Here is a 12,007-nt window from a genome sequence, read left to right as displayed (position 1 = left end):
AAAGGATTATAGACCATGAGTTTTGCACGCAAAATTTTTCCGGCTGGCGTTGTGATTGCCGCAGCCGCGCTTGCTGGATGCGTCGCATCGGGTCCGGCGGGCGGTCCTATGGGCGGACCGGCCGCATCGGCACAGCGAGGCGTGGAAGGCGAATGGCTGAGCACGGACGGCGTTGCCGTTTCGCGCTTTTCAGGCGGCGCGTTCGAAACGGTTGCTCTCGACACCGGCAACAAGCTGGCTGATGGCAGCTACCAGATGAGCGACGCACGTAATGTCAGCATCACGGTGAAGTCGTTGATCCGGCAGACCACGACCAATGTGAACTGCGCGCAGGTAGCACCAACGCAGCTCAACTGCACGAGCTCGAACGGCCAGCAATTCGTGCTGACCCGTCGCGCCTGATCTAGCGCTACTGTTAGAACTATAGCCAAGGGCGTGGAGAAATCCGCGCCCTTGTTTGCTTGCATCGCGCGGTTCCGGTTGCGATAACTCCTGAGACGTATCGAGGGAGGGACTATGACCGCGCATTTCGATCCGGCGGAAATCCGCGATCCGGCCGAACGCGAACAGGCATTGTTTGCAAAGCTCCCTGAATTTCTCAGCTCTGCCAAAATGCGCATCCCGGCTTTCGCGAACCGTTTGCAAGGACACGATCCACAGGGCTTCAACAGCCGGAAAGCACTCGCTGCCCTGCCTGTCCTGCGCAAAAGCGAATTGATGGAATTGCAGGCGCAAACCCCGCCATTCGGGGGGCTTGCCGACCCCACAATGATAAATGGCGGCAGGGCGTTTCTATCCCCCGGCCCGTTGTGGGAGCCGCAGGGCGTCGGTATCGACGCATGGTCTTCCGCCCGCGCTTTTCACGCTGCCGGGATACGGCCCGGCGACATCGTCCACAATGCATTTTCCTATCACATGACGCCGGGCGGCTTCATCATGGACGAAGGTGCACGGGCGCTTGGCTGCGTGGTCTTTCCGGCAGGCACCGGCAACACGGACATGCATGTGGAAGCCATAGAAGGCCTGAAACCCGGCGCTTATTGCGGCACGCCCGACTTTCTCAAGATCATCCTCGACCGCGCAGCGGAGCAGGGCAAAGACGTTTCCAGCATACGGCTTGGGCTGGTTTCCGGCGGGGCGTTGTTTCCCTCGCTGCGCACCGAATATCGCGAGCGCGGCATCAACGTCCTGCAATGTTATGCCACCGCGGAATTCGGCGTGATCGCCTATGAAAGTGCGACAGCAGACGGAACGCCGAACCCCGGCATGGTCCTCAACGAAGACCTCATTCTCGAAATTGTACGCCCCGGAACCAACGATCCGGTAGCAGATGGCGAAGTCGGCGAAGTTGTCGTGACGAACTTCAATCCTGTCTATCCAATGGTGCGGCTGGGCACCGGCGATCTGTCGAAAGTGCTCGACGGCCCCTCGCCTTGCGGCCGCACGAACACGCGCATAGCCGGATGGATGGGACGCGCCGACCAGCGCACCAAAATCAAGGGCATGTTCGTCGATCCCAAACAAATCGCGGAAATCGTTACGCGGCATCCCGAAATTACCCGCGCCCGGCTTGTCGTAACGCGGGACGGAGAGGCCGATGCCATGGCGCTGCATGTCGAGGCCCAAGATTCAGGCGGGTCGCTGTCTGCAATCGAGGCTTCGTTGCGCGAAATCACCAAGCTTGGCGGCAAGGTTCACGCCGTCACCCCCGGCGCACTGCCCAATGACGGCAAGGTCATTTCCGACGAACGCGACTATGAGCGCGGATAGAAGCGGTTTCTGCTTGCATCGCAAAAACCGGGATGAAAACATGCCTGTCGGGAACACGTCATAAACAGACGATAGATTTCACGAAAAGTGTCGAGGAGACCGTCGATGAAGAGAATTTCCGCCCTTGCCGCGCTTTCGGCATCCGTGCTCACGCTTTCGACCGGCGCATCCTTTGCCGACTATACGCTGAACATCCTGCATATAAACGATTGGCACAGCCGCATCGAATCCAACAACAAATATGAATCGACCTGTTCGGCCGAGGAAGAAGGCAAGGACGAATGCATCGGCGGCGCAGCGCGGCTGGTGACTGCGATTGCCGAGCGGCGCAGCGCTCTTGAGGGCGAAAACGTGCTGTTGCTCAATGGCGGCGACAATTTTCAAGGCTCGCTTTTCTACACGACCTACAAGGGCGCGGTAGAAGCCGAATTCCTGAATTTGATGAAGTTCGACGCGATGACTGTCGGCAATCATGAATTCGACGATGGCGAGGACGCCCTAGTACCGTTTCTCGACGTCATCAAATTTCCGGTTCTGAGCGCCAATGTGCAGGCAAGTGCCGCCTCCAAGGTGGGCGACCGCATAAAGCCATCCATCGTATTGGAAGTGGGCGGCGAGAAGATCGGCATCGTCGGCGCGGTAACGACCGACACACCCGAAATCGCCTCTCCCGGCCCCAACATTACCATCGAGGACGACGTAAAAACGATCACCGCCGAGGTCGAAAAGCTGAAGGCTGAAGGCGTGAACAAGATCATTGCGCTGACCCATGTCGGCTATCCGCGCGACAAGGAACTGATCGCCAAGATTCCTGGCGTCGATGTCGTTGTCGGCGGACACTCGCATTCGCTGCTGTCCAACACCGACGCCAAGGCCGAAGGCCCGTATCCCACGATGATCGACAACCCGGACGGCTACAAGGTGCCTGTGACGCAGGCCGCGTCCTATTCGAAATATCTCGGCGAGTTCAAGGTCGTCTTTGACGACAATGGCGTGGTCAAGGAAGCAAGCGGCGACCCGCTCTATCTCGACAGCAAGATCAAACCCGATGAGGCAGTTCTCGCGCGCGTCAAGGAACTCGGAGCACCAATCGAGGAATTGAAGACGAAGGAAGTCTCCGAAACGACCGCGCCGCTCGATGGCAGCCGCGAAACCTGCCGCGCACAGGAATGCACGATGGGCAACATGATTGCCGACGCAATCCTCGACCGCACCAAGGATCAGGGTGTGACGATCGCCTTCCAGAATGGCGGCGGCATTCGCGCTTCCATCGATGAGGGCGTGGTGACGATGGGCGAAGTGCTGACGGTGCTTCCGTTCCAAAACACGCTCGCTACCTTCCAGCTTCCCGGCAAGGACATCGTTTCGACGCTGGAAGCCGCAGTCAGCGAAATCGAGGAAGGCAAGGGCAAGTTCCCGCAGGTTGCGGGGCTGAAATTCAATCTCGACAAGTCGGTCAAGCCGAATGAAGGCCGCGTCAGCAATGTCGAGGTGAATGATGGCGGATGGAAGCCGATAGAGCCCGAAAAGATCTACACAATCGCAACGAACAACTTCACGCGTCAGGGCGGCGACGACTACACATTCTTCAAGGACAATGCGCAGAACGCCTATGATTACGGTCCGGGTCTCGAACAGGTCGTGGCGGATTATCTTGCCGCAAACCGTCCTTACACGCCGAAGATCGATGGCCGCATCATCGAGGCATCCGCCTCGACGCAAGCTCCCGCTTCTGGTGAAACTCCGACAGCGGCAGAGCCGTCAACGCCGGACTTGCCCGCAGGCTCCAGCGACATCGCCAATCAGGCACCCGCGATTGAAGGTACCGACACTGCTGCTGCACCGGCTGGTGAGGCCGCGCCTGCAAGTCAGAGCAATCCCGGCGCGCATACGATCGTGTCGGGCGATAATTATTGGGATCTGGCAGAAACGCTTTACGGCGACGCGACCAAATGGCGTCGTATAGCCGACGCAAATCCTGAATACCGCGCAAGACATTTGCCGGTGGGCGCAAGCCTGAACATTCCCGCCGCCAACTGATCAGCGGCAGAACTCAAAAAACGGCCTGCCCGAGCATATCGGGCAGGCCGTTTTGCCTGCGGCCAGAAGCTGCATTGAATTCCGGCATTTCTTGACTAGTTTCCCGCTTGCGCGCCGGAGTACAACGCACAATGAATTTTCCGACCATCAGCGAAGACGAAACAGCGAAAGCCAAAGCCATCGGCCCGTTGCCGAGCGGCCACCCGCCGGTCATGCCGCCGAAGGTCGGTGTTCTGCTGGTCAATCTCGGCACGCCGGATGGCACGGATTACCGCTCGATGTGGCGCTATTTGCGCGAATTCCTTTCCGACAAGCGCGTTATCGAACTTTCCAGAGCGATCTGGTATCCGATCCTCTATGGGCTTGTGCTGACCACACGGCCGCAGAAATCCGGCGCAAACTACCGCAAGATCTGGAATACGGAGCGCGATGAATCGCCATTGCGCACCTACACCCGCGCGCAGAGCGAAAAGCTCGCCGAAGCGCTGAAAGACATTCCGAATGTCGTGGTCGATTGGGGCATGCGCTATGGCACGCCATCGACCGAACAAGCTGTGAAGCAGCTCACCGATCAGGGCTGCAAACGCATCGTGATGTTTCCGCTCTATCCGCAATATTCGGCAACGACGACGGCGACTGCCAACGACCAGCTTTTTCGCGCGCTGATGAAGATGCGCGACATGCCGACAGTTCGAAGCGTTCCCGCCTATTACGACGAGCCGGTCTATATCGAGGCGCTGGCGCGCTCCATCGAAAATCATCTAGCGACGCTGGATTTCGAGCCGGAAGTTGTGATCGCTTCGTATCACGGCATACCGAAGCCCTATTTCATGAGGGGCGATCCCTATCATTGCCATTGCCAGAAGACGACGCGCCTACTGAGCGAACGGCTTGGCTGGAGCGACAAGAAGCTTATCACCTGTTTCCAGTCGCGATTTGGCGCGCAGGAGTGGCTGCAGCCCTACACGGACAAGACCGTCGAAAAACTCGCCAAGGAAGGTGTGAAGTCGATAGCCGTCATCAATCCCGGTTTTTCATCCGACTGTATCGAGACGCTTGAGGAAATCGCGCAGGAGGCACGCGAGATTTTCGAACATGCGGGCGGCCAGAATTTCGCGCACATTCCCTGCCTGAACGACAGCGCTGAGGGCATGGAAGTGATCGAGGCGATAACACGCCGCGAGCTTTCCGGCTGGGTTTAAGCCAAGCGCAGGAACTGCCATGCAAACCAAACGTTAGCCTGTCCCAAGGGGGCAGCATCGTTTGACCAGAAAACTCGATCTTCGCACCGGCAGGCCAGTCTGGTTTGCCTATAATGCTCCCAAGATCCCGACCGAACATCTCTCGCGGGACATCAAAACCGATGTTTTGATCGTCGGCATGGGCATTTCCGGTGCAATGGTCGCGGAAGCGCTGTCGGCACGCGGGCATTCCGTCGTCTGCATCGACAGGCGCGGCCCGATGAAGGGTTCGACACCGGCCACCACCGCCCTCGTGCAATTCGAGATCGACCAGCCGCTTTCGACGCTGACCGCCAAGATCGGCAGAGCAAAAGCCGAGCAGGCTTGGCGGCGTTCGCGCCTTGCCGTGTTCAATCTGCGCGACCGCATCGAGGAGCTCGGCATTTCCTGCAATCTCGAGCACCGCCAATCGCTTTATATCGCTGGCGACGAGCTTGGACCGGACGCATTGCGCGAAGAGGCCGACGCCAGAAGCCGTGCAGGTATCCATGCCGCCTATTTGACCCGTCAACAGCTCGAAGAGCGCTATGGCATCAAGCGCAAGGGCGCGATCGTCAGCAGCGATAATCTCTCGCTCGATCCGCGCAAGCTGACCGCCGGGCTCCTGCTCAAGGCCGCCGCGCGAAAGGTCCGATTTTATGCGCCAGTCGAAGCGCTGGAGTTCGCACCAGGCAAGGACAATGTGATCGTGTCCACGGCGGGAGGCCAGACGATCACTGCCGGTCATGTCGTGCTTGCAACCGGCTACGAACTGGCAGAATTCCTGCCATCCGCAAAGCATCAGGTCATCTCGACCTGGGCAATCGCGACCAAGCCGCAGAAATCCGCACTGTGGCCGCAGGAAGCCTTCATCTGGGAAGCCTCCGACCCGTATCTCTACATGCGCACGACGCATGACGGGCGGGTAATCTGCGGCGGTGAGGACGAGGAATTCACCGACGAAACCAGGCGCGACATGCTCATTCCCGAAAAATCCGACCGCATAGCGAAAAAACTCGGCAAGCTTTTCCCAAAACTCGATACGAAACCGGAATTTTCTTGGGCCGGATCATTCGGCACGACGACGACCGGCCTGCCCTATATCGGCAGGGTTCCGCGCAAGCCGCGCATCTTCGCCGTCATGGGATATGGCGGCAACGGAATAACCTATTCCCAGATCGCTTCCGAGATCATCGCGACAGCCCTGAGCGGGAAAGACGACAGCGATGCGGATCTTTTTGCACTATAGCGCCAAGCTTCATTGTCACCGCGCCGAAACAGCCGTAAGTAAAAATCCATTACGGCATTCGCGTGAATGTCCCACAGTGAAATTTCTTGAGGAGGCGCCGAATGCCGTTCACCGGTTTCGACATTATCATCCCGATCCTTGTGATCCTTGTTCTTCTGCTGCTCTTCACGGGTATCAAGACCGTTCCTCAAGGCTACAATTATACGGTCGAACGCTTTGGCCGATACACGAAGACGCTGTCGCCCGGCCTCAACATCATCGTCCCGTTCATCGACCGCATCGGCGCGCGAATGAACATGATGGAACAGGTGCTGGACGTGCCGACGCAGGAAGTCATTACCCGCGACAACGCTATCGTCGCCGTCGATGGCGTTGCCTTCTATCAGGTGCTGAACGCTCCGCAGGCCGCCTATCAGGTTGCCGGACTGCAAAACGCCATCCTCAACCTGACCATGACGAATATCCGTTCGGTCATGGGTTCGATGGACCTCGACGAGCTTCTCTCGAACCGCGACACGATCAACGACCGGTTGCTCCACATCGTCGACGATGCCGCCAATCCGTGGGGCATCAAGATGACCCGCGTCGAAATCAAGGACATCAACCCGCCGGCCAATCTGGTAGAATCGATGGGCCGCCAGATGATGGCGGAACGTAACAAGCGCGCGCAAATTCTCGAGGCCGAGGGTCTGAAGCAGGCACAGGTTCTGGAAGCCGAAGGCCGCAAGGAAGCAGCGTTCCGCGACGCCGAGGCGCGCGAGCGTTCGGCAGAGGCGGAAGCGCGTGCAACGCAGGTCGTTTCCGAGGCAATCGCCAAGGGCGACGTGCAGGCGATCAACTACTTCGTCGCGCAGAAGTACACCGAAGCCATGGCCAAGATAGGCTCCGCGCCAAACAGCAAGATCGTGCTTATGCCGATGGAAGCATCGTCGCTTATCGGTTCGCTGGGCGGCATTGGCGCAATCGCCAAGGAAGTCTTTGGCAACGGCAGCGCTCCTGCAGGCCAGCGCGCACCGGCTCGTCCGCCGCGCGTCGGCACTGACAAAGCCTGATTTTCATTAAAGAGACCGCCATGATTGAAAGCCTCTTTTTCGAACTCGGCCCCTGGAACTGGATCGTTCTGGGGTTCGTGCTACTTGCGCTCGAAATATTGGCGCCTGGCGTGTTTCTTCTATGGATCGGCATTGCCGCCCTGATCGTGGGCGGCATTTCGATCCTCGCCTGGGAGGCGTCTTTCTGGCCGTGGCAGGTGCAGGTGCTGGTGTTCCTGGCGCTTTCGCTGGTGACGGCAATTCTCGGCAAGAAAATCATGAGCAAAAGGGGCGATCAGAGCGATCAGCCCCTGCTCAACCAACGCTCCGAACAGCTTGTGGGGCGAACGGCCACGCTGGCCGAACCGATCACCGAGGGACGCGGACGCATCCGCATGGACGATACGACATGGCGCGTTTCCGGCCCCGACCTTCCGGTCGGTGCGCGCGTCAAAGTGGTTTCGACCGATAGTTATGGGCTGATTGTCGAAGCTGTTTAGAGCAGTTCCTTTTTTGACGGAATCGCGAGGCGCCCCCCTCTGTCCTGCCGGACATCTCCCCCACAGGTGGGGAGATTGGCTGACACCACTATCCGCCTTCGTTCTGCAACGTCAGCAATTGGTACTGCGCTTTAATGAAAGGGTAATCTCCCCATCCGTGGGGGAGATGTCCGGCAGGACAGAGGGGGGCGCTGTCCCGCCAGCCGCTTCTATTTAAAAATGAAGGACTCTAAGCTGCACCCAGACGCAACAGATCGTGGAAGTGAACCACGCCGATCGGATAGCCGTTTTCCACGACAACCAGCGCGCTGATGTGGTGATCGTCGAGGATCGCCATCGCCACACCGGCCAATGTGTCGGGTGAAACGGTCTTCGGCTTCACGCTCATCAGCTCGTCCACCGGCGTCTGCGACATATCGAGGTGCAGATTGCGCGCAAGGTCGCCGTCGGTGAAGATACCGGCAAGCTTGCCCTCTCCATCGACCACGCAGACGCAGCCAAAGCGCTTCTTTGCCAGAATGCCGACTGCCTGTGGCATCTTCGTGCCGAGCGGCACGACCGGAATATCTTCGCCCTGATGCATGATTTCGCGCACCTTGGTCAGATGTGCACCAAGCTGCCCGCCGGGGTGGAACGTCTTGAAATGATCGGGCGTAAAGCCGCGCGCCTCGAGAAGCGCGATAGCAAGCGCGTCCCCCAGCACAAGTTGCAGCAACGTCGAGGTGGTCGGCGCCAGCCCATGCGGACAGGCTTCCGGCGCGCGCGGCAAGGTCAGCACGACATCTGCCGCACGCCCCAGCGCCGAATTGTCTCCAGCGGTCAACGCGATCAGCGGAATGGCGAAACGCCGCGAATAGGCAACGATACCCTTGAGTTCCGCCGTCTCGCCAGACCATGAAAGCGCGAGGATCGCATCGTCTTTCGCGATCATGCCGAGATCGCCATGATTGGCCTCGGCCGGATGAACGAAGAAGGCGGGCGTTCCGGTTGAGGCAAACGTCGCTGCCAGCTTCGAGCCGATATGGCCGCTTTTGCCGACACCGGTAACGATGACCCGGCCTGAAATTTGCGAAAGCGCCTCGACGGCTTTGGCGAAAGGCTCGGCAAGCGTCGTTTCGAGCGCGGCTGCCAATGCGGCCACGCCGGCATGTTCCGTGGTGACGGTTCTGAGCGCGGACTTCACTGATTCGTCAGCGTTCGGCTTAATTTTCAAAGATCCTGCATGCATTTCGATGCGATTAGCGCTTTGGCACGCCGCTGTCCAATAATATCGCGCATTTGCAAGGTCTGGCGGCACTGTCTCAACCCTCCATTAACCATCCGGATTTACGGTTCGGTAAAGATTGGCGCGGTGCGCTTGAAGAGCAGTCAGGTAACAATGCCGAGGGTTCGCCCCCATACCACCGACCGCCGATGGAACGGCGCGATGCGAGCCTTGCTGATAACGGCAAGCCTTGCAGCGCTTGTCCATGCGCTGCCTGCCGCCGCACAACAGGTCGAAGAACTGCGCGGCGCAGTCGAGGAAGCCGACGTTACTGACGCGCTTTTGGCCGAACAAGTCACGACCGACCCGATCACGACCGGCGCAACGCCGGCACCGGCAGAAGCTTCGATCCCCTCGCCCAACTATCAGCCTTCAAGCCCCGGCGCCGTTCCGGCAGACAGCGCCGCGCCAACTGGCGGATTTTATGAGTTGCCTCCCGGAACTGAAACGGACGAGCAGGCCGCTGAACCGCCGCTCGAAAGACGGCCATCCACGGCGCGTGCGCGTTCGAACCCGGCGAGCGAGCCAGTAAGGCGCACGGCAACCGGCGAGGAATTGGACGATACGCCGACCGCGACCATCAGAACACAGCCTGTAGGCGCGGAGGACCGCCTGCCGCTCGATCCCGGCGCCGAACGGGCCAGCGCGATCGAGGGTCTTCCCAGACAGCCCGATCCGAACCCTTTCGAGGCGGTCGGCATTCGCGCAGGCAGTTTCATTCTGCGGCCCTCCATCGAGCAGGGCATGACTGCAACATCGAATGCGAGCCTCAGCAGCAGCGGGTCGTCCGCCATACTTTCGGAGACGACACTGCGCCTGAATGCCGTGTCAGACTGGAGCCGCCATTCGGCAAGGCTCGACGGCTACGGCATATTCCGCAAATCCGTATCGGGCGAGGAACTCAAGCAAACCGAAGGCGGCATCGACGCGCGGCTCGATCTGGAAATCGGCAACGAGCTGACTGGCTTTGGCGAACTGGGCTATTCGGTGCGCCCGGAATCGGCATCCTCGCCGGATGCGATCGCAGGCATCGAATCGCAACCGCTGACCCACACCTTCTCGGCGAGCACCGGAGTAGAAAAAGGCGTCGGCAAGGCGCGCTTCGGCATCACCGGCGATGTCGAACGCTATGTCTATGAAGACGCCAAGCTGACCAATGGCGACATCGTTTCTCAGGAAGACCGCAACGCGACGCTTGCAACGATCACCCTGCGCGGCGGTTACGAAATTTCGCCCTCGCTTACGCCCTTCGTGGAAACCGAATTCGGGCGTCGCTTCTACGATGAGACGGTCGATACGGCAGGCTATGAACGCTCGTCGAACCGCTATGGCGCGCGCGCCGGTCTGACATTCGACCGGGGTGAAAAGCTGTCCGGCGAATTCTCGGCGGGCTGGCTGCGCGAAAGCTTCGACGACGACCGGCTCGATCCGATTTCCGGCCCATCCGTCAATGCCAACGTCCAATGGTCGCCGGAGCGCGGCACGATCGTCCGGCTCGATGGCCGGACAACAGTTTCGGGGACGACGACGGCTGGCGAAAGCGGGTCGATCATCTACGATGGCAGGCTGTCGCTGGAGCGCGAATTGCGCGCCAATCTCACCGGCAATGCAGCTCTTGGCATCGTCTGGCGCGATTATTCAGGCACGGACATTCACGACCTGACCCTCAGCGCCGAAGCTGGCGTAACATGGTGGCTGAACCGCTACGCCGGTATCAGCGGCAGGGTGCGCCACGAACAATTGAGCAGCAATCAGGACGGCCGCGATTACGACGCCAACAGCGTTTTCCTCGGTGTCAAACTGCAGCGCTGATTGCGCAAAAACAAATTTTCGTCGTCAGGCTTTGAAGCCGTCTATCGGCTTCAGCTCCGCAAGCAGTTTCTCGATGACGCCCGATACGTTTCCATGCAGGTCGGCGCGCCAGAGCGAGAATGCGACATTTGCCTCGATAAAGCCTTCCGGCGAACCGCAATCGAAGGTACGGCCTTCATAATGATAGCCGTAGAAAGGCTGTTCTTTTTCAAGCTTCAGCATCGCATCGGTCAATTGAATCTCGTTGCCCGCGCCGCGTTCCTGACTTTCGAGAATCCTGAAAATCTCCGGCTGTAGGATATAACGGCCATTGATGTAGAGATTTGACGGCGCCGTGCCTTTCGCGGGCTTTTCCACCATTTCGGTGATTTCGAAGCCATTGTGCACGTCCTTGCCGCGTCCGACGATGCCGTATTTATGCGCTTCCGCCGGATCGCATTCCTGCACGGCGATGATATTCTGGCCGGTCTGGTCGTAGAGATCGATCATCGCCTTCAGGCATTTCTTGTCGGGCTGCATGATCATGTCGGGCAAAAGCAGCGCGAACGGCTCGTCGCCGACGATGTCGCGGGCGCACCAGACGGCGTGACCAAGGCCCAACGGCACCTGCTGGCGGGTAAAGCTCGTCTCGCCGGGTGCAGGTTGCATGCGCCTGAGACGCTCAAGCGGCTCGTCTTTTTTTCGCTCGGCAAGCGTGGCGTTCAGTTCGAACTGCACATCGAAGTGATCTTCGATGACCGCCTTGTTGCGACCCGTCACGAAGATGAAATGTTCTATTCCAGCCTCGCGAGCTTCATCGACCACGTATTGAATGACCGGCCTATCGACAACAGTCAGCATTTCCTTGGGAACTGCTTTTGTGGCGGGAAGAAATCGCGTGCCTAGACCTGCGACAGGAAATACTGCCTTGCGAACTTTTTTCATCATACCCAATTATTTTGCTTCTTTGACAAAAACGCCGGTTAAAATCCGGAAAGTTCCCTTGCGGAAGAGAATATCAGACAATTATCCAATTGCATCTGTAGCCAAGACGCATTTCGATGCGATTTGGTTCCTAAAATCTCTATGGTAAACTGATTGCTAACCGCTATCGGCAATGAATGAGTTTCTCTCAAGCAATG

At 58.8% G+C, this 12,007-nt stretch carries 10 protein-coding genes; 8 read left to right on the top strand and 2 right to left on the bottom strand.

Translation table 11 applies throughout. The features are described from left to right. Positions 1 to 15: 15 nt before the first annotated feature. The 7 genes from ABFT80_RS24860 (at position 16) to ABFT80_RS24830 (ending at position 7,810) form a co-directional block, all read left to right on the top strand. Positions 16 to 402 carry a hypothetical protein gene (locus tag ABFT80_RS24860; RefSeq protein WP_347974639.1) on the top strand — a complete coding sequence of 129 codons (387 nt, stop codon included), beginning with the start codon at positions 16 to 18 and terminating at the stop codon, positions 400 to 402. A gap of 114 nt (positions 403 to 516) precedes the next feature. Further along, positions 517 to 1,770 (top strand): phenylacetate--CoA ligase family protein, encoded by a 1,254-nt coding sequence (locus ABFT80_RS24855; RefSeq protein ID WP_347974638.1) that lies wholly within the window; start codon positions 517 to 519, stop codon positions 1,768 to 1,770. 105 nt (positions 1,771 to 1,875) lie between these two features. Next, a complete protein-coding gene (locus ABFT80_RS24850) occupies positions 1,876 to 3,810 on the top strand; it encodes a 5'-nucleotidase C-terminal domain-containing protein (protein ID WP_347974637.1) in 1,935 nt (644 codons plus the stop codon). Between the two features lie 131 nt (positions 3,811 to 3,941). Next, positions 3,942 to 5,012, top strand: coding sequence for a ferrochelatase (hemH, locus tag ABFT80_RS24845; protein ID WP_347974636.1), 1,071 nt, complete (start codon positions 3,942 to 3,944; stop codon positions 5,010 to 5,012). 61 nt (positions 5,013 to 5,073) lie between these two features. After that, positions 5,074 to 6,279: an NAD(P)/FAD-dependent oxidoreductase gene (locus ABFT80_RS24840; protein WP_347974635.1), complete on the top strand. Its 1,206-nt coding sequence runs from the start codon at positions 5,074 to 5,076 to the stop codon at positions 6,277 to 6,279. Between the two features lie 101 nt (positions 6,280 to 6,380). Next, positions 6,381 to 7,331: an SPFH domain-containing protein gene (locus ABFT80_RS24835; protein WP_347974634.1), complete on the top strand. Its 951-nt coding sequence runs from the start codon at positions 6,381 to 6,383 to the stop codon at positions 7,329 to 7,331. A 20-nt stretch (positions 7,332 to 7,351) separates the two neighbouring features. Next, positions 7,352 to 7,810, top strand: a complete 459-nt coding sequence (locus tag ABFT80_RS24830; RefSeq protein WP_347974633.1) for an NfeD family protein — start codon at positions 7,352 to 7,354, stop codon at positions 7,808 to 7,810. A 229-nt stretch (positions 7,811 to 8,039) separates the two neighbouring features. Here the strand turns inward: ABFT80_RS24830 and ABFT80_RS24825 are convergent, their stop codons facing one another. Continuing rightward, positions 8,040 to 9,038, bottom strand: coding sequence for a KpsF/GutQ family sugar-phosphate isomerase (locus ABFT80_RS24825; RefSeq protein ID WP_347974632.1), 999 nt, complete (start codon positions 9,036 to 9,038; stop codon positions 8,040 to 8,042). A 198-nt stretch (positions 9,039 to 9,236) separates the two neighbouring features. On the opposite strand from ABFT80_RS24825, the gene ABFT80_RS24820 reads away from it, so the two are divergent. Continuing rightward, a complete protein-coding gene (locus tag ABFT80_RS24820; RefSeq protein ID WP_347974631.1) occupies positions 9,237 to 10,886 on the top strand; it encodes an outer membrane beta-barrel protein in 1,650 nt (549 codons plus the stop codon). A 24-nt stretch (positions 10,887 to 10,910) separates the two neighbouring features. On the opposite strand, the gene galU is transcribed toward ABFT80_RS24820, so the two are convergent. Beyond that, on the bottom strand, positions 10,911 to 11,810 hold the full coding sequence (galU, locus tag ABFT80_RS24815; protein ID WP_347974737.1) for a UTP--glucose-1-phosphate uridylyltransferase GalU: 900 nt from the start codon (positions 11,808 to 11,810) through the stop codon (positions 10,911 to 10,913). Between the last annotated feature and the right edge of the window lie 197 nt (positions 11,811 to 12,007).

The organism is Foliimonas ilicis (assembly GCF_039939195.1).
Lineage (GTDB): Bacteria > Pseudomonadota > Alphaproteobacteria > Rhizobiales > Rhizobiaceae > Foliimonas > Foliimonas ilicis.
This window is presented reverse-complemented; position numbering and strand designations above follow the sequence as displayed.